Below are 17,973 nucleotides of genomic sequence, written 5' to 3' on the forward strand. Positions count from 1 at the left end.
GAGAAGGGAACGGGACCACACCGTGAGCGACGAAACCCCGAACCCCGAGAAGGAGCTGTCCGAGCAGAACCTGCCCGGCCAGCGCGGCGAGCACGGGGAGGAGGTCCGGCTCCAGCGCGGCATGTTCGGCGCGAACAACGGCGGCGACACCTCCGGCTACGGCGGCCTCGTCCGCTCGATCCGCCTCCCCGGCCCGGCCGCCCGCCCCTACGGCGGCTGGTTCGACGAGGTCGCCGACGAGCTCGAAGGCGCCCTGGAGGAGCAGGGGCTCGTCCCCGAGAACGCGATCGAGAAGACGGTCGTCGACCGCGGCGAGCTCACCTTCCACATCGAGCGCGAGCACCTGGTCCGCGTGGCCCGCACCCTGCGCGACGACCCGGCGCTCCGCTTCGAGCTCTGCACCGGCGTCTCCGGCGTCCACTACCCCGGCGACAAGGGCCGCGAGCTGCACGCCGTCTACCACCTGCGCTCGCTCACCCACGGCCGGCTGATCCGGCTGGAGGTCTCGGCCCCCGACCACGACCCGCACGTCCCGTCGCTGGTCGCGGTCTACCCGACGAACGACTGGCACGAGCGCGAGACGTACGACTTCTTCGGCATCGTCTTCGACGGCCACCCGGCCCTCACCCGGATCATGATGCCGGACGACTGGCAGGGCCACCCGCAGCGCAAGGACTACCCGCTCGGCGGCATCGCCGTCGAGTACAAGGGCGCCCAGATCCCGGCTCCGGACCAGCGGAGGTCGTACTCGTGAACACCCCCTCGGCATCCCCTCGGGAGACCACGGAAGGGACCGTCTACACGGTCACCGGCGGCGACTGGGACGAGGTCGTCCAGTCCGCCGCGAAGGCCGACGACGAGCGGATCGTCGTCAACATGGGCCCCCAGCACCCCTCCACCCACGGCGTGCTCCGGCTCATCCTGGAGATCGACGGCGAGACCGTCACCGAGGCCCGCTGCGGCATCGGCTACCTCCACACCGGCATCGAGAAGAACCTCGAGTTCCGGACCTGGACGCAGGGCACCACCTTCGTCACGCGCATGGACTACCTCACCTCGTTCTACAACGAGACGGCGTACTGCCTCGGCGTGGAGAAGCTGCTCGGCATCACCGACCAGGTCCCGGACCGCGCGAGCGTCATCCGGGTCCTGCTCATGGAGCTCAACCGGCTCTCCTCGCACCTGGTGTGCATCGCCACCGGCGGCATGGAGCTCGGCGCCACCACGATCATGATCTACGGCTTCCGGGACCGCGAGATGATCCTGGACCTGTACGAGCTGATCACCGGCCTGCGCATGAACCACGCGTACATCCGGCCCGGCGGCCTCGCCCAGGACCTCCCGCCCGGCGGCGTCGACGCCGTGCGCGAGTTCGTGAGGACCATGAAGAAGAACCTGCCGGAGTACGACAAGCTCGCCACCGGCAACCCCATCTTCAAGGCCCGCATGCAGGACGTCGGCTACCTCGACCTCACCGGCTGCATGGCCCTCGGCGCCACCGGACCGATCCTCCGCTCGGCGGGCCTCCCGCACGACCTGCGCAAGACCGACCCGTACTGCGGCTACGAGACCTACGACTTCGAGGTCCCCACCGCCGACACCTGCGACGCCTACGGCCGCTTCCTCGTCCGCCTGGAGGAGATGCGCCAGTCGCTGCGGATCATCGAGCAGTGCCTCGACCGCCTGGAGCCCGGCCCGGTCATGGTCGGCGACAAGAAGATCGCCTGGCCCGCGCAGCTCGCCCTCGGCCCCGACGGCCTCGGCAACTCGCTCGACCACATCAAGAAGATCATGGGCACCTCCATGGAGGCCCTGATCCACCACTTCAAGCTGGTCACCGAGGGCTTCCGGGTCCCGGCCGGCCAGGCGTACGCGGCCGTCGAGTCCCCCAAGGGCGAACTCGGCGTGCACGTCGTCTCCGACGGCGGCACCCGCCCCTTCCGGGTCCACTTCCGCGACCCGTCCTTCACCAACCTCCAGGCCATGGCCGCGATGTGCGAGGGCGGCCAGGTCGCCGACGTCATCGTCGCCGTCGCCTCCATCGACCCCGTGATGGGAGGCGTCGACCGATGACCGAGAACGTCAGCCTCGGGATGCCCCAGCTCCCCGCGGACCCGTACCCGGCGGACGTCCACGCCCGCCTGACGGCGGACGCCCAGGCGATCATCGACCGCTACCCCGGCTCCCGCTCCGCGCTCCTGCCGATGCTGCACCTCGTGCAGTCGGAGGAGGGCCACGTGACCCGCACCGGCATGCAGTTCTGCGCCGACATGCTCGGCCTGACCACCGCCGAGGTCACCGCCGTCGCCACCTTCTACACCATGTACCGCCGCAAGCCGTCCGGCGACTACCAGGTCGGCGTCTGCACCAACACCCTCTGCGCGGTCATGGGCGGCGACGCCATCTTCGAGGAGCTCAAGGAGCACCTCGGCGTCGGCAACGACGAGACCACCGAGGACGGCAAGATCACCCTCGAACACATCGAGTGCAACGCGGCCTGCGACTACGCGCCCGTCGTGATGGTCAACTGGGAGTTCTTCGACAACCAGACCCCCGAGTCGGCCAAGAAGATGGTCGACGACCTGCGCGCGGGCCGCACCGTCGAACCCACCCGCGGCGCCCCCCTGTGCACCTTCAAGGAGACCGCCCGCATCCTCGCCGGCTTCCCCGACGAGCGCCCCGGCGCCGTCGCGGCCACCGGCGGCGCGGGCCCCGCCTCCCTCGTCGGCCTCCGCCTGGCCAAGGGCGAGGCCCCGCACACCCGAATCGTCCACCCGCGCGGCGAGGCAGCCGGTCAGGAGGGAGCGTGATGACATTGGCGGCCGAGATCAACAGCAGCAGCCCCGAGAAACTCCTCTCCCCGGTGCTCTCCGCCTTCTGGGACCAGCCGGACTCCTGGACCCTGGAGACGTACCACCGGCACGACGGCTACCAGGGCCTGAGGCGCGCGCTCGCCATGAGCCCCGACGACCTCATCGCCTACGTGAAGGACTCCGGCCTCCGCGGACGCGGCGGCGCCGGCTTCCCCACCGGCATGAAGTGGCAGTTCATCCCGCAGGGCGACGGCAAGCCGCACTACCTCGTCGTCAACGCCGACGAGTCCGAGCCCGGCACCTGCAAGGACATCCCCCTCCTCTTCGCCAACCCGCACTCCCTGATCGAAGGCATCGTGATCGCCTGCTACGCGATCCGCTCGAACCACGCCTTCATCTACCTGCGCGGCGAGGTCGTCCCCGTCCTGCGCCGCCTCCACGAGGCGGTCCGCGAGGCGTACCGGGCCGGCTACCTCGGCAAGAACGTCCTCGGCAGCGGGCTCGACGTCGAGCTCACCGTGCACGCCGGCGCCGGCGCGTACATCTGCGGCGAGGAGACCGCCCTCCTCGACTCGCTCGAAGGCCGCCGCGGCCAGCCCCGGCTCCGGCCCCCCTTCCCCGCGGTCGCCGGCCTGTACGCCTGCCCCACCGTCGTGAACAACGTCGAGTCCATCGCGTCCGTTCCCGCGATCCTGCACCGCGGCAAGGACTGGTTCACCTCGATGGGCAGCGAGAAGTCCCCGGGCTTCACGCTCTACTCGCTGAGCGGGCACGTCGCCTCGCCCGGCCAGTACGAGGCGCCCCTCGGCATCACCCTGCGCCAGCTCCTCGACATGAGCGGCGGCATGCGCCCCGGGCACCGGCTCAAGTTCTGGACCCCCGGCGGCTCCTCCACCCCCATGTTCACCGACGAGCACCTCGACGTGCCGCTCGACTACGAGGGCGTCGGCGCCGCCGGCTCCATGCTCGGCACCAAGGCCCTCCAGTGCTTCGACGAGACCACCTGCGTCGTCCGGGCCGTCACCCGCTGGACCGAGTTCTACGCCCACGAGTCCTGCGGCAAGTGCACCCCCTGCCGCGAGGGCACCTACTGGCTCGTCCAGCTGCTCCGCGACATCGAGGCCGGCGAAGGGGAGATGGCCGACCTCGACAAGCTGAACGACATCGCCGACAACATCAACGGCAAGTCGTTCTGCGCCCTCGGCGACGGCGCCGCCTCGCCGATCTTCTCCTCGCTGAAGTACTTCCGCGAGGAGTACGAGCAGCACATCACGGGCAAGGGCTGCCCCTTCGACCCGGCCAAGTCGACCGCCTGGGCGGACAACCACAAGGAGGTGACGGCATGACGGTCACCACGGCCGGCCCGTCCGGCGGCGGTTCCCCGGCGGTACCGCCCGAGGACCTCGTGACGCTGACCATCGACGGCATCGAGATCTCCGTCCCCAAGGGGACCCTGGTCATCCGCGCCGCCGAACAGCTCGGCATCGAGATCCCCCGCTTCTGCGACCACCCGCTCCTCGACCCCGCCGGCGCCTGCCGCCAGTGCATCGTCGAGGTCGAGGGCCAGCGCAAGCCGATGGCCTCCTGCACCATCACCTGCACCGACGGCATGGTCGTCAAGTCGCAGCTGACCTCCCCGGTCGCCGAGAAGGCCCAGCACGGCGTGATGGAGCTGCTGCTCATCAACCACCCGCTGGACTGCCCGGTCTGCGACAAGGGCGGCGAGTGCCCCCTCCAGAACCAGGCCATGTCCCACGGGCAGGCCGACTCCCGCTTCGAAGGCGTCAAGCGGACGTACGAGAAGCCCGTCCCGATCTCCACCCAGGTGCTGCTCGACCGCGAGCGGTGCGTGCTCTGCGCCCGCTGCACCCGCTTCTCCAACCAGGTCGCCGGCGACCCGATGATCGAGCTCATCGAGCGAGGCGCCCTCCAGCAGGTCGGCACCGGCGAGGGTGACCCCTTCGAGTCGTACTTCTCCGGCAACACCATCCAGATCTGCCCGGTCGGCGCGCTGACCTCGGCCGCCTACCGCTTCCGCTCCCGCCCCTTCGACCTGGTCTCCTCGCCCTCGGTGTGCGAGCACTGCGCCGGCGGCTGCGCCACCCGCACCGACCACCGGCGCGGCAAGGTCATGCGCCGCCTCGCGCAGGACGACCCCGAGGTCAACGAGGAGTGGATCTGCGACAAGGGCCGGTTCGCCTTCCGGTACGCGCAGCAGCGCGACCGGCTGACGACCCCCCTCGTGCGGAACGCGGACGGCGCCCTCGAACCCGCCTCCTGGCCCGAGGCGCTGGAGGCCGCCGCCCGCGGGCTCGTCCGCGGCCGCACCGGCGTCCTCGCCGGCGGCCGGCTCACCGTCGAGGACGCCTACGCGTACGCCAAGTTCGCCCGGGTCGCCCTCGACACCCACGACGTCGACTTCCGCGCCCGGGTCCACTCCGGCGAGGAGGCCGACTTCCTCGCCGCCCACGTCGCCGGCCGCGGCCGCGACCTGGACGGCAGCGGGGTCACGTACACCTCGCTCGAAGCCGCGCCGATGGTGCTGCTCGTCGGCCTGGAGTCCGAGGAGGAGGCCCCCGGCGTCTTCCTGCGGCTCCGCAAGGCCTGGCGCAAGCACGGGCAGAAGACGTACGCCGTCGCCTCCCACGCCACCCGCGGCCTGGAGAAGACCGGCGGCACCCTGCTGCCCGCCGCCCCCGGCACCGAGACCGAGTGGCTCGACGCCCTCACCTCCCGGGTCGGCCTCGACTCCACCGGCTGGGCCGCCGCCGAGGCGCTGCGCCAGGACGGCGCCGTCATCGCCGTCGGCGAGCGGCTCGCCGGGGTGCCCGGCGCGCTCACCGCCGCCCTGCGGGCCTCCGCCGCCACCGGCGCGAAGCTCGTCTGGATCCCGCGCAGGGCCGGCGAGCGGGGCGCGATCGAGGCCGGCGCGCTGCCGAGCCTGCTGCCCGGCGGCCGGCCCGCGACCGACCCCCGCGCGCGTGAGGAGGTCGCCGCCGTCTGGGGCGTCCGCGAACTCCCGCACGGCTACGGCCGCGACACCGGCCAGATCCTCCAGGCCGCCGCCGGCGGCGAACTCGCCGCGCTGCTCGTCGGCGGCGTCGACGTGGACGACCTGCCGGACCCGGCACGCGCGCGTGAGGCCCTCGACACGGCCTTCGTCGTCTCGCTGGAACTGCGCCCCGGCGCGGTCACCGAGCGCGCCGACGTCGTCCTGCCGGTCGCCGCCGTCGCCGAGAAGCCCGGCACCTTCCTCAACTGGGAGGGCCGCGCCCGGATGTTCGAGGCCGCGCTCAAGCCCGAGCAGATGACGAGGCCGCTCGCCCCCACGGACGCCCGCGTGCTCCACATGCTGGCCGACGCGATGGACGCCCACCTCGCCCTGCCCGACCTGAAGGCGGCCCGGCGCGAGCTGGACCGGCTCGGCCGCTGGACCGAGGAGCGGGCCTCCGAGCCCACCGCGCACGCGGTCCCGGCCCCCCGGCCCGGCGACGGCGAGGCCGTCCTCGCCGGCCACCGGCTCCTGCTCGACCTCGGCCGCCTCCAGGAGGGCGACACCGCCCTGGCCGGCACCCGGCACGCGGCGGTCGCCCGGCTCTCCGCCGCCACCGCCGCCGACACCGGCGTCAAGGACGGCGACCTCCTGGAGGTCACCGGCCCCGCGGGCTCCGTCGCCTTCCCCCTCCAGGTCACCGAGATGCCCGACCGGGTCGTCTGGCTCCCGCTGAACTCGGCCGGCCACGGCGTCCTCGCCGGCACCGGCGCCCGCCCGGGCGACCTGGTCCGCATCGGCCCGGCCACCCCTTCGACGGAGGTGCAGGCGTGAACACCCTCCTCGCAGCCGAGGACCTCTCCCTGTTCGGGACGGACCCCTGGTGGCTCGTCGCGATCAAGGCCGTCTTCTGCTTCGCGTTCCTGATGGTGACCGTGCTCTTCTCCATCGTGTGGGAGCGCAAGGTCGTCGCCTGGATGCAGCTGCGCATCGGCCCCAACCGGCACGGCCCCTGGGGCCTCCTCCAGTCCCTCGCGGACGGCATCAAGCTGATGCTCAAGGAGGACGTGATCGTCAAGCGGGCCGACAAGGTCGTCTACGTCCTGGCCCCGATCGTCGCCGCCATCCCCGCCTTCATGGCGATCGCCGTGATCCCCTTCGGCCCGGCCGGCAACGAGGTGTCGATCTTCGGCCAGCGCACCACGATGCAGCTCACCGACCTGCCGATCGCGATGCTGTACATCCTCGCGGTCGCCTCCGTCGGCATCTACGGCATCGTCCTCGCCGGCTGGTCGTCCGGCTCCACGTACCCGCTCCTCGGCGGCCTGCGCTCCTGCGCGCAGATGATCTCGTACGAGATCGCCATGGGCGCGGCCTTCGCCTCCGTCTTCCTCTACTCCGGCTCGATGTCGACCTCGGCGATCGTCGAGGCCCAGCAGGACCGCTGGTTCGTGATCCTGCTGCCGGTGTCGTTCCTCATCTACATCGTGACGATGGTCGGCGAGACCAACCGCGCCCCCTTCGACATGCCGGAGTCCGAGGGCGACCTCGTCGGCGGCTTCAACACCGAGTACTCGTCCATCAAGTTCGCGATGTTCATGCTCGCCGAGTACGTGAACATGGTGACGGTCTCCGCGGTGTCGGTGACCCTCTTCCTGGGCGGCTGGCGGGCCCCGTACCCGATCAGCACCTTCTGGGAGGGCGCCAACCACGGCTGGTGGCCGATGCTGTGGTTCGTCCTCAAGGTGCAGCTGCTGCTCTTCTTCTTCATCTGGCTGCGCGGCACCCTGCCCCGGGTCCGCTACGACCAGCTGATGAAGCTCGGCTGGAAGGTGCTCATCCCGGTCTCCGTGGTCTGGCTGATGCTGGTCGCCACCGTCCGGGCGCTGCGCAACGAGAACATCGCCTTCACCGACATCGTGCTGTACGTGGCCGGTGCCGTCCTCGTGGTGCTGCTGCTCTCCTTCGTCGCCGACCTCTTCCGCGACAAGAAGGCGAAGGCCACGGCCGCGCGGCCCGCCGCCGAGCGGGAGTTCGACCCGATGGCCGGCGGCTTCCCCGTGCCGCCCAAGCCCGGACAGTCCCTGCCGCCCGTGCCCCGGCGCAGGTCCCGACACCAGCGGGACCTCGTTGTCAGTGGTGGCCCCGATACTGCTACCGAGAGTGATGAGAGGGGGACGGATCGTGTCTGACTTCCAGAATCCGGTGGCCGGCTTCGGCGTGACCTTCAAGGCCATGTTCAAGAAGCGGCTGACCGAGCAGTACCCGGAGCAGAAGAAGACGACGGCGCCCCGTTTCCACGGCCGGCACCAGCTCAACCGCCACCCGGACGGCCTGGAGAAGTGCGTCGGCTGCGAGCTGTGCGCCTGGGCCTGCCCCGCCGACGCCATCTACGTGGAGGGCGCGGACAACACGGACGAGGAGCGCTACTCGCCCGGCGAGCGGTACGGCCGCGTCTACCAGATCAACTACGCCCGCTGCATCCTGTGCGGGCTGTGCATCGAGGCGTGTCCCACCCGCGCGCTGACGATGACCAACGAGTTCGAGCTGGCCGACTCCTCCCGAGAGAACCTCATCTACACCAAGGAGCAGCTCCTCGCGGGCCTCGACGAGCGCATGGTCGACACCCCGCACGCGATCTTCCCCGGCATGACCGAGCAGGACTACTACCGGGGCCTGGTCACCGAGGCCGCGCCCGGCACCGAGCGCCAGGTCGCCGTCTCCAAGGGCGAGGAGCCGCAGGAGGGCGCGTCGACCACCGGGGAGAACGAGCCCGCGTCGGGGAAGGTGATCGGCCGATGAGCGCGCTCGCGGCGTACGCCACCTCCTCCGGTGAGGCGTTCCAGTTCTGGGTGCTCGGCACCGTCGCCGTCGTCGGCGCGCTGTGCACCATCCTCATGAAGAAGGCCGTGCACTCGGCGCTCTGCCTGGCCGGCACGATGATCGTGCTCGCGGTCTTCTACCTGGCCAACGGCGCCTATTTCCTCGGCATCGTGCAGATCGTCGTCTACACCGGCGCGATCATGATGCTCTTCCTCTTCGTCGTCATGCTGGTCGGCGTCACGGCCGCGGACTCGCTGAAGGAGACCATCAAGGGCCAGCGCTGGTGGGCCGCCGCCTGCGGCCTCGGCTTCGGCGTCCTGCTCTTCGCCGGCATCGGGAACGCGGCGCTGACCGAGTTCGCCGGCCTCGGCGCGGCGAACACGGCCCACGGGGGGAACGTGGAGGGCCTGGCGGCCCTCATCTTCACCAAGTACGTCTTCGCCTTCGAGATCACCGGCGCCCTGCTGATCACCGCCGCCGTCGGCGCGATGGTCCTCACCCACCGGGAGCGCACCGAGCGGGCCCGGACCCAGCGCGAGCTGGCCGAGCAGCGCGTGCGCGAGGGCAAGCACCTGCCGCCGCTGCCCGCCCCCGGCGTCTACGCCCGGCACAACGCGGTGGACATCGCGGGCCTGCTGCCCGACGGCACCCCGTCCGAGCTCACCGTCATCTCGACCCTGCGCAAGCGGGGCCAGGTGCGGGACGTGTCGACGGAGGCGCTCGCCGACCTCAAGGCCCTGGAGCAGCGCTCCGCGGAGCGCCTCGGACGCGACCGGGACGAAGAGGAGGCCAACCGGTGAATCCCGTCAACTACCTGTACCTCTCCGCCCTGTTGTTCACCATCGGCGCGGTCGGGGTGCTGATCCGGCGGAACGCGATCGTGGTCTTCATGTGCGTGGAGCTGATGCTCAACGCCTGCAACCTCGCGTTCGTCACCTTCTCCCGCATGCACGGCAACCTCGACGGCCAGATCATCGCCTTCTTCACGATGGTCGTGGCCGCCGCGGAGGTCGTGGTCGGGCTCGCGATCATCGTGTCCGTCTTCCGATCCCGCCACTCGGCCTCGGTCGACGACGCCAGCCTGATGAAGCTGTGAGGGGCTGACCGTGGAAAATCTCATTGCGCTCCTCATCGGGGCACCTCTGCTCGGCGCGGCGGTCCTGCTGTGCGGCGGGCGGCGGCTCGACAAGGCGGGGCACTGGCTCGGCACGCTGCTCGCGGCCGTCTCCTTCGTCATCGGTCTCGCGCTCTTCGCCGACATGCTCGGCAAGGCCGCCGACGACCGGGCGATGCACCAGCACCTGTTCTCCTGGATCCCCGTCGAGGGCTTCCAGGCGGACATCGCCTTCCAGCTCGACCAGCTGTCGATGACCTTCGTCCTGCTGATCACCGGCGTGGGCACGCTCATCCACGTCTACTCGATCGGCTACATGGAGCACGACGAGCGGCGCCGCCGCTTCTTCGGCTACCTGAACCTGTTCGTCGCGGCGATGCTGCTGCTGGTCCTGGCGGACAACTACCTGCTGCTGTACTTCGGCTGGGAGGGCGTCGGCCTCGCCTCGTACCTCCTGATCGGCTTCTGGCAGCACAAGCCCAGCGCGGCCACCGCCGCGAAGAAGGCGTTCCTGGTCAACCGGGTCGGCGACATCGGCCTGTCGATCGCGATCATGCTGATGTTCACCACCTTCGGCACCTTCGCCTTCGGGCCGGTGCTGGAGTCGGCGGGCGAGACCTCCGAGGGCACGGTGACCGCGATCGGCCTGATGCTGCTCCTCGCGGCCTGCGGCAAGTCGGCCCAGGTGCCGCTCCAGTCCTGGCTCGGGGACGCGATGGAGGGCCCGACCCCGGTCTCGGCCCTGATCCACGCGGCCACCATGGTCACCGCCGGCGTGTACCTGATCGTCCGCTCCGCCGACATCTTCAACGCGGCGCCGGACGCCCAGCTCGTCGTCACCATCGTCGGCGCGGTCACGCTGCTCTTCGGTGCGATCGTCGGTTGCGCGAAGGACGACATCAAGAAGGCCCTCGCCGGGTCGACGATGTCGCAGATCGGCTACATGATCCTCGCGGCCGGCCTCGGCCCCATCGGCTACGTCTTCGCGATCATGCACCTGGTGACGCACGGCTTCTTCAAGGCGGGGCTCTTCCTCGGCGCCGGTTCGGTCATGCACGGCATGAACGACGAGGTCGACATGCGGAAGTACGGCGGCCTCAGGAAGTACATGCCGGTCACCTTCGTGACCTTCGGCCTCGGCTACCTGGCCATCATCGGCTTCCCGGGCCTGTCCGGCTTCTTCTCCAAGGACAAGATCATCGAGGCGGCCTTCGCCAAGGGCGGCACCGAGGGCTGGATCCTCGGCGCGGTCACCCTGCTGGGCGCCGCCATCACCGCGTACTACATGACCCGCGTGATGCTGATGACCTTCTTCGGCGAGAAGCGCTGGCAGCCGGACGAGCACGGCCACGAGCCGCACCCGCACGAGTCCCCGAAGTCCATGACCGTGCCGATGATCCTGCTGGCCTTCGGCTCCGTCTTCGCGGGCGGGATCTTCGGCATCGGCGACCGGTTCGTGAACTGGCTGGAGCCCGTCACCGACTACGAGCACGGCCACCCGCCGATCAGCGCCCTGGCCGTCACCTCGGCCACCGTCGCCGTCATGGTGATCGGTGTCGGCCTCGCGTACCTCCAGTACGGGCGCAAGCCCGTCCCGGTGGTCGCCCCGCGCGGCTCGCTGCTCACCCGGGCCGCCCGCCGCGACCTGCTCCAGGACGACTTCAACCACGCCGTCTTCGTCACCGGCGGCACCCACCTGACCCGCTCGCTGGTCTACGTCGACCACTCGCTCGTGGACGGCGTGGTCAACGGCACCGCGGCGAGCGTGGGCGGTCTCTCCGGGCGGCTGCGCAAGCTCCAGAACGGCTACGCCCGCTCGTACGCGGTCTCCATGTTCGGCGGTACGGCGATCCTCATCGCCGCGACCCTGCTGATGAGGGCGGTGTAACTCCCATGTCCTTCCCGCTCCTTACGGCGACGGCAGCGGTGCCGGCGGTCGGTGCGATCCTCACCGCCGCCGTGCCCGCGGCCCGCCGCACCGCCGCCAAGTGGCTGGCGCTGACCGTCTCCCTGGTCACGCTGGTGCTGGCCGGGATCGTCTTCGCCCGCTTCGAACCGGGCGGCGACCGCTACCAGCTGGTCGAGTCCCACTCCTGGATCAAGGACTTCGGGGTCCGGTACGAGCTGGGCGTCGACGGCATCGGGGTGGCGCTGATCGCGCTGACCGCGCTGCTGATCCCGTTCATCGTCCTGGCGGGCTGGCACGACGCCGACCCCCTGGAGACCTCGTCGAAGAGGTGGCGGCCGACGCAGGGCTTCTTCGCCCTGATCCTGATGGTCGAGGCGATGGTGATCCTCTCCTTCGAGGCCACCGACGTCTTCCTCTTCTACATCCTCTTCGAAGCCATGCTCATCCCGATGTACTTCCTCATCGGCGGCTTCGGCGACCGCGCGCACAGCGGCACCGACGAGAACGCGGCGGCGCAGCGCTCCTACGCGGCGGTCAAGTTCCTGCTCTACAACCTGGTCGGCGGCCTGATCATGCTGGCCGCGGTCATCGGGCTCTACGCGGTCGCGGGGAACTTCTCGCTCACCGAGATCGCCGAGGCCCGGGCGAACGGCTCGCTGGAGATGGCGAGCAGCACCGAGAAGTGGCTGTTCCTCGGCTTCTTCTTCGCCTTCGCGGTGAAGGCGCCGCTGTGGCCGCTGCACACCTGGCTGCCGAACGCGATGGGGGAGGCGACCGCCCCGGTCGCCGTCCTCATCACCGCCGTCGTCGACAAGGTCGGCACCTTCGCGATGCTCCGCTTCTGCCTCGGCCTCTTCCCCGAGGCGTCGAAGTGGGCCACCCCCGCGATCGTCGTCCTCGCCCTGATCAGCATCGTGTACGGGGCGCTGCTCGCGGTCGGCCAGCGGGACATCAAGCGGCTGGTCGCCTACGCGTCGATCTCCCACTTCGGCTTCATCATCCTGGGCATCTTCGCGATGACCAGCCAGGGCCAGTCCGGCGCCACGCTGTACATGGTCAACCACGGCATCTCCACCGCCGCGCTGATGCTCGTCGCCGGCTTCCTGATCTCCCGGCGCGGCTCGCGGCTCATCGCCGACTACGGCGGTGTGCAGAAGGTCGCCCCGGTCCTCGCCGGCACCTTCCTGATCGGCGGCCTCGCGACCCTGTCGCTGCCCGGACTCGCCCCGTTCGTCAGCGAGTTCCTGGTCCTGGTGGGCACCTTCGCCCGCTACCCGGTGGCCGGGATCGTCGCCACCACCGGCATCGTCCTCGCCGCGCTGTACGTCCTCGTCCTCTACCAGCGGACGATGACCGGCCCGGTGAAGGAGGAGGTGCGGTCGATGCCCGACCTGCGGCCGCGCGAGCTCGCCGTCGTCGCCCCGCTCATCGCCGTCCTGCTCTTCCTCGGCGTCTTCCCGAAGCCGCTGACGGACGTGGTCAACCCGGCGGTCCGGCACACCATGTCGGACGTCCAGCGGACCGACCCCCAGCCCGAAGTCCCCGTCCAGAACGTGGAGGCGGCCAAGTGAACGCCCTCGCTGTCCACACCCTGTGGACGACGGCCGCCGAGCCGCTGAACAAGATCCCGGCGCCGAAGATCGAGTACACCCAGCTCGCGCCGGTGCTGATCGTCGTCGGCGCGGCGGTCCTCAGCGTCCTCGTCGAGGCCTTCGTGCCCCGCAGGGGACGGTACGTCAGCCAGGTCTTCCTCTCGGTCCTGGCCCTCGCGGCCGCGTTCGCCGCCGTCGTCGGCCTCGCGGCCGGCGGCTACGGCACCACCAAGGCCCGCATCGCGGCCATGGGCGCCATCGCCGTCGACGGTCCCGCCCTGTTCCTCCAGGGCACGATCCTGCTCGCCTCGATCGTGGCGGTCTTCACCTTCGCCGAGCGCAGGCTCGACCCGGCCGACCACGGCCACAAGGTCGACTCCTTCGCGGCCGAGGCGGCGGCCGTCCCCGGCGGCGACCACGAGAGGGCGGCCGTCAAGGCCGGCTTCACCACCACCGAGGTCTTCCCGCTCGCGCTCTTCGCGATCGCCGGCATGCTGGTCTTCCCGGCCGCCAACGACCTCCTGACCCTCTTCATCGCCCTGGAGGTCTTCTCCCTCCCGCTGTACCTGCTGTGCGCCGTCGCCCGCCGCAAGCGGCTGATGTCGCAGGAGGCGGCCGTCAAGTACTTCCTGCTCGGCGCCTTCTCCTCGGCCTTCCTGCTCTTCGGGATCGCCCTGCTCTACGGCTACGCGGGCTCCGTCTCGTACGCCACCATCGCCCAGGTCGTCGACGGCTCCGTCACGGCGGTGAACCCGGCGCTCGCCGAGACGATGGGCAACGACGCGCTGCTCCTCGTCGGCTTCGCGCTGCTCCTCATGGGGCTGCTCTTCAAGGTCGGCGCCGTCCCGTTCCACATGTGGACCCCGGACGTCTACCAGGGCGCCCCGACGCCGGTGACCGGCTTCATGGCCGCCGCCACCAAGGTCGCCGCCTTCGGCGCGCTGCTCCGCCTGCTGTACGTGGTGCTGCCGGGCCTCACCTGGGACTGGCGGCCGGTCATGTGGGGCGTCGCGATCGTCACGATGCTCGGCGGCGCGGTCGTCGCCATCACCCAGACCGACATCAAGCGGCTGCTCGCCTACTCGTCGATCGCGCACGCGGGCTTCCTGCTCGCGGGCGTCATCGCCGCCACCCCGAGCGGCATCTCGTCGGTCCTGTTCTACCTGGGCGCCTACTCCTTCGTGACGATCGGCGCCTTCGCCGTCGTCACGCTGGTGCGGGACGCGGGCGGCGAGGCCACCCACCTCTCCAAGTGGGCCGGTCTGGGCCGCCGTTCGCCGCTGGTCGCGGCGGTCTTCGCGGTCTTCCTGCTCGCCTTCGCCGGCATTCCGCTGACCTCCGGCTTCTCCGGCAAGTTCGCGGTGTTCAAGGCGGCGGCGGAGGGCGGCGCGGGCGCGCTCGTGGTCGTCGGCGTCATCGCCTCGGCGGTGGCGGCGTTCTTCTACATCCGGGTGATCGTGCTGATGTTCTTCAGCGAGCCGAAGGCGGACGGCCCCACGGTCGCCGTGCCCTCGGTCCTGACCACGCTCACCATCACGGCGGGCGTGGTGGTCACCCTGGTCCTCGGCCTCGCGCCGCAGTACTTCCTGGACCTGGCGGGCGAGGCGAGCGTCTTCGTCCGCTGACGCACCACGGGCAGGGCCCGGCTCGGGGGCGAGCCGGGCCCTTCCGCGTGCCTACGCCTTCGGGGCGTCCTCCGGGCAGACGCAGTGGACCCGGGGGTTGTACGGGGCGAAGAGCCCGGACGGGTTCTTCTTGTAGAGCCAGGCGTGCAGCGAGTAGATCTCGCCGAGGCCCGGGATCAGCTCCGGGCCGTCGAACTCCTTGCCGAAGAGGTGCGGAGCGGACTGGCCGGTGTACGGGACGACCCACTCCAGGGCGACCAGTTCCCGCTGCCCGGTCTCGTGGTTCTTCGCGTAGATCACGGCCGCGGGCCGCTCCGGGTCGGTCGAACCGATGTTGTCCCGGTTGACGTAGTGGTACCCCATGCCGCCGAGCTTCTCCTCGCTCTGGTCCTCGATGCACACGTCGGTGCGCTCGAAGCCGTCGGCGATCGCCTCCTGCTCGGACTTGTACCGCTTGCTGGCCTCGTACGTCCTCGCCAGGTCCGGATGGGGCCATCCGTGGTCGCCGCCGGCGACCGGGGACGGCGGGCCCGGCGGAGACGGCCGGGGCGGCGGCGCCCAGGGCCAGGGCGGCGGAAGCGGCGAGAGCGAGCGCGGCCATGAAGGGCCGGGGTCGTGCGGACATCGCGGATGTACTCCTCGGGGGGATGGCGCCCCCGTGTGGGGCGCCGGAAGGGGCCGGCCCCTCCCCAGGGCCGCCGTGAGGAGCATCGAACGCCCCCGTCCCGCCCGCACCCGGAACTGACCCAGGGGAGGGGACACGGGGGGTGACCTCCTAGGCTCCCGGTTCATGGACGTGGATCTCGACACCCTGGCGTGGCACGCGCGGGGCAACGGCGGCCTCCACCTGCGCACGGTGAAGGTGCTGCTGGAGCACGATCAGCTCGATGTGGTGATCCGCGCGGCTACCGAGCGGGGCGAGTGGGTCTGCGCCCGGGAGGCCGTACGGGAGCTGTGCGAGGCCGGGGAGTTCGGGCGGGCGGAGGCCGTGATGGCCCCCTTCGTGAAGCTCGGCTGGCGGCCCGCGGCGTGGGAGACCGCCCGGATCCTGGTGCGGGCGGGGCGTGCGGAGGAGGCCCTGGCGCGCGCGCCGCGGCCGGAGGACGCGGAGGACCGCCGGCACCTCGCGGAGCTCCTCGCGGAGGCGGGACGGGTGGACGAGGCGATCGACCTGCTCGCGCCCCGGCTGGACGAGGACGGGATGACGTACTGCCTGGCGCGGGTGACCGAGGGGCGGGGGAGGGACGAGCGGGTGCTGGAGCTGCTCCCGCCCGGGGCGTCGTCGACGCGAGCCCGGGTCCTCGAACGCGCGGGCCGGATCGAGGAAGCGGTCAGGACGCTCCGCGAGGCGATCGTCGTCCGCGACACCGTGATGGTGGGCGTCGTGGAGGCCCTCGCCGAGCTGTTCCTCCGGCACGGGCGGACCGAGGAGCTGCGGGAACTGGCCACGGGCAGGCACGCGGACCACGCCGTGAAGCAGTACGTGAGGGCGCTGGAGGAGCGCGGCCGGGGCGCGGAGGCGGAGGACCTGCTGCGGGAGAGCGTCGCGACGCGGGAGTACTGTGCGCGGCCCCGCTGGTGCCTGGTCGAACTGCTCGTCCGGCAGGGGCGGTTCGAGGAGGCGCGGGAGGTCGCCCGGCCCACGTACGGGGACGAGGGCAACGGCATCCTGGCGCCCCTGATCCACGTGCTGGTCGACGCGGGACAGGCGGACCTGGCACTGCGGCACGTGGAGGAGCTGGAGGCGGCCGGGGTGCTGGACGAGGAGAGCGACTGGATCCTCAGCAACCGGGTCTGGCTGCTGGGCGAGGCGGGCCGGTGCGAGGAGGCCCTGGCCTGGGCGGCGACCCTGCCGCCGGAGGAGGAGAAGTACACAGCCGTCGTCTCGGCCGGGGTCCTGGAGAGGCTCGGCCGGACCGACGAGGCGGTCGAGCTGCTGCGGACGACCGAGGGGGTCTCGGCCTGGGAAGCGGTGGAGGTCCTCGCCCGCCGGGGGCGGGGCGCCGAGGGATTGGCCGGGATGCCGTCGCCGGCCGCGGAGCGGGAGGCATGGCACCGGCGCTACCGCCGGTGAGGCGGGCCTCCTGACAGGGCGTGGTCCTCGTGGGATCGTGGACGGCCGAATGGTCTGTACCTGTTGGGGAGGGGATCTCCGTGCGTGGGACCACCGTCTTGCCCGGGGTGCCGTGTGAAGCGCCCCGGGACGGGGAGCCGCCGGTGCACCGGCTGGAGGTGCGGCTGCCCGATCGGGTGCCGTTCGCGGCCGGGGGGTTCGACGCGATGGGGCCCATGGCGCGGGCCGACCATCCGCATCGGCACACCTTCTACGAGATCGTGCACGTCGTGGAGGGGACGGGCGTGCACGTTCTCGACGCCGAGCGGTACGACGTGCGGCCGCCGCAGCTCGGGGTGATCCTCCCCGGGCAGGTGCACCGGTGGGAGGGGGTGCGGGGGCTCGACGGGTCGCTCGTGCTGTTCACGCCGGAGTTCCTGGTGGGCGGGGCGGGGGACGAGGAGCTGCTGCGGCGGCTGGGGGAGCGGCCCTGGGTCGATCTCGACGCCGGTGCGCACGCCCGGACCTCGTTGTTGATGGGGGAGCTCGCGGAGGAGTACCGGGGCGGGGACGACGGGTTCGCGGGGGTGCTGCGGTCGTTGCTGCACGTGTTGCTCGTGCGGGCCGCGCGGGTGCCCGGCGGGCGGGCCGTGGCGCCGCCGCGCGGGGTCGCCGGGGAGTTCCTGCGGATCGTGGCCGACGCCGGGAGCGGCGGGCTGTCCGTACGGGAGTGCGCCGGGCGGATCGGGGTCACGCCCGGGCACCTCAACGAGGTCGTGCGGGCCGCCACCGGCCGGACGCCCGCCGCGCTGCTGCGGGAGGCGCGGGTGCGGGAGGCACAGCGGCTGCTGGTCGCCACGGAGCTTTCCGTGCGGCAGGTGGGGGCCCGGGTGGGGTTCGAGGACCCCGCCTACTTCTGCCGGTTCTTCCGGCGGGAGGCGGGGGTGAGTCCGGGGGACTTTCGAAAACACCATGAGCGCCCCGTTCCGTCCATCGAAGCCGGCGCCCCGCCCCCCTAGGTTCGTGCCGATCCCAGCCCCCACCCGAGGAGC

At 71.3% G+C, this 17,973-nt stretch carries 15 protein-coding genes; 14 read left to right on the forward strand and 1 reads right to left on the reverse strand.

Annotated elements, in window-relative coordinates; genetic code table 11:
• The first annotated feature begins 22 nt into the window (after positions 1-22).
• From AB0E83_RS05635 to nuoN, 12 genes are read left to right on the forward strand one after another with little or no spacing between them, the layout of a single operon-like run.
• Positions 23-754 carry an NADH-quinone oxidoreductase subunit C gene (locus tag AB0E83_RS05635; RefSeq protein ID WP_362106350.1) on the forward strand — a complete coding sequence of 244 codons (732 nt, stop codon included), beginning with the start codon at positions 23-25 and terminating at the stop codon, positions 752-754.
• Positions 751-2,073 (forward strand): NADH-quinone oxidoreductase subunit D, encoded by a 1,323-nt coding sequence (locus tag AB0E83_RS05640; protein WP_362106353.1) that lies wholly within the window; start codon positions 751-753, stop codon positions 2,071-2,073. Before AB0E83_RS05635 ends, AB0E83_RS05640 begins: the two co-directional genes overlap by 4 nt.
• Complete coding sequence (nuoE, locus tag AB0E83_RS05645; RefSeq protein WP_362106356.1) at positions 2,070-2,810, forward strand: NADH-quinone oxidoreductase subunit NuoE; 741 nt, start codon at positions 2,070-2,072, stop codon at positions 2,808-2,810. The genes AB0E83_RS05640 and nuoE overlap by 4 nt, the downstream gene beginning before the upstream one ends.
• Complete coding sequence (gene nuoF / locus AB0E83_RS05650; RefSeq protein ID WP_362106589.1) at positions 2,810-4,159, forward strand: NADH-quinone oxidoreductase subunit NuoF; 1,350 nt, start codon at positions 2,810-2,812, stop codon at positions 4,157-4,159. Before nuoE ends, nuoF begins: the two co-directional genes overlap by 1 nt.
• Positions 4,156-6,639 (forward strand): NADH-quinone oxidoreductase subunit G, encoded by a 2,484-nt coding sequence (locus AB0E83_RS05655; protein ID WP_362106358.1) that lies wholly within the window; start codon positions 4,156-4,158, stop codon positions 6,637-6,639. Before nuoF ends, AB0E83_RS05655 begins: the two co-directional genes overlap by 4 nt.
• Positions 6,636-7,997, forward strand: a complete 1,362-nt coding sequence (gene nuoH, locus AB0E83_RS05660) for an NADH-quinone oxidoreductase subunit NuoH (RefSeq protein ID WP_362106361.1) — start codon at positions 6,636-6,638, stop codon at positions 7,995-7,997. Before AB0E83_RS05655 ends, nuoH begins: the two co-directional genes overlap by 4 nt.
• The gene (gene nuoI, locus AB0E83_RS05665) at positions 7,972-8,607 is read left to right on the forward strand and encodes an NADH-quinone oxidoreductase subunit NuoI (protein WP_362106364.1); all 636 of its coding nucleotides are present in this window, start codon (positions 7,972-7,974) and stop codon (positions 8,605-8,607) included. The genes nuoH and nuoI overlap by 26 nt, the downstream gene beginning before the upstream one ends.
• On the forward strand, positions 8,604-9,428 hold the full coding sequence (locus tag AB0E83_RS05670; RefSeq protein WP_362106367.1) for an NADH-quinone oxidoreductase subunit J: 825 nt from the start codon (positions 8,604-8,606) through the stop codon (positions 9,426-9,428). Before nuoI ends, AB0E83_RS05670 begins: the two co-directional genes overlap by 4 nt.
• Positions 9,425-9,724, forward strand: a complete 300-nt coding sequence (nuoK, locus tag AB0E83_RS05675) for an NADH-quinone oxidoreductase subunit NuoK (protein ID WP_360601036.1) — start codon at positions 9,425-9,427, stop codon at positions 9,722-9,724. The genes AB0E83_RS05670 and nuoK overlap by 4 nt, the downstream gene beginning before the upstream one ends.
• A gap of 10 nt (positions 9,725-9,734) precedes the next feature.
• The gene (nuoL, locus tag AB0E83_RS05680) at positions 9,735-11,630 is read left to right on the forward strand and encodes an NADH-quinone oxidoreductase subunit L (protein ID WP_362106370.1); all 1,896 of its coding nucleotides are present in this window, start codon (positions 9,735-9,737) and stop codon (positions 11,628-11,630) included.
• 5 nt (positions 11,631-11,635) lie between these two features.
• Positions 11,636-13,222 carry an NADH-quinone oxidoreductase subunit M gene (locus tag AB0E83_RS05685; protein ID WP_362106373.1) on the forward strand — a complete coding sequence of 529 codons (1,587 nt, stop codon included), beginning with the start codon at positions 11,636-11,638 and terminating at the stop codon, positions 13,220-13,222.
• A complete protein-coding gene (nuoN, locus tag AB0E83_RS05690) occupies positions 13,219-14,868 on the forward strand; it encodes an NADH-quinone oxidoreductase subunit NuoN (protein ID WP_362106376.1) in 1,650 nt (549 codons plus the stop codon). The genes AB0E83_RS05685 and nuoN overlap by 4 nt, the downstream gene beginning before the upstream one ends.
• A 51-nt stretch (positions 14,869-14,919) precedes the next feature.
• Here the strand turns inward: nuoN and AB0E83_RS05695 are convergent, their stop codons facing one another.
• Positions 14,920-15,270, reverse strand: a complete 351-nt coding sequence (locus AB0E83_RS05695) for a hypothetical protein (protein ID WP_362106379.1) — start codon at positions 15,268-15,270, stop codon at positions 14,920-14,922.
• 388 nt (positions 15,271-15,658) lie between these two features.
• On the opposite strand from AB0E83_RS05695, the gene AB0E83_RS05700 reads away from it, so the two are divergent.
• Together AB0E83_RS05700 and AB0E83_RS05705 are read left to right on the forward strand one after the other, a co-directional pair.
• Positions 15,659-16,942 (forward strand): hypothetical protein, encoded by a 1,284-nt coding sequence (locus AB0E83_RS05700; protein ID WP_362106382.1) that lies wholly within the window; start codon positions 15,659-15,661, stop codon positions 16,940-16,942.
• 80 nt (positions 16,943-17,022) lie between these two features.
• A complete protein-coding gene (locus AB0E83_RS05705) occupies positions 17,023-17,940 on the forward strand; it encodes a helix-turn-helix domain-containing protein (RefSeq protein ID WP_362106385.1) in 918 nt (305 codons plus the stop codon).
• Positions 17,941-17,973: the final 33 nt, after the last annotated feature.

Origin of the sequence: Streptomyces sp. NPDC035033, assembly GCF_040636735.1 — a bacterium.
Lineage (GTDB): Bacteria > Actinomycetota > Actinomycetes > Streptomycetales > Streptomycetaceae > Streptomyces.

Coding starts and splice junctions, on each gene's coding strand:
- nuoF (WP_362106589.1), top strand. CDS start 2,810: ATGACATTGGCGGCCGAGATCAACAGCAGCAGCCCCGAGAAACTCCTC.
- nuoE (WP_362106356.1), top strand. CDS start 2,070: ATGACCGAGAACGTCAGCCTCGGGATGCCCCAGCTCCCCGCGGACCCG.
- nuoI (WP_362106364.1), top strand. CDS start 7,972: ATGAGAGGGGGACGGATCGTGTCTGACTTCCAGAATCCGGTGGCCGGC.
- AB0E83_RS05700 (WP_362106382.1), top strand. CDS start 15,659: ATGGACGTGGATCTCGACACCCTGGCGTGGCACGCGCGGGGCAACGGC.
- AB0E83_RS05655 (WP_362106358.1), top strand. CDS start 4,156: ATGACGGTCACCACGGCCGGCCCGTCCGGCGGCGGTTCCCCGGCGGTA.
- AB0E83_RS05670 (WP_362106367.1), top strand. CDS start 8,604: ATGAGCGCGCTCGCGGCGTACGCCACCTCCTCCGGTGAGGCGTTCCAG.
- AB0E83_RS05685 (WP_362106373.1), top strand. CDS start 11,636: ATGTCCTTCCCGCTCCTTACGGCGACGGCAGCGGTGCCGGCGGTCGGT.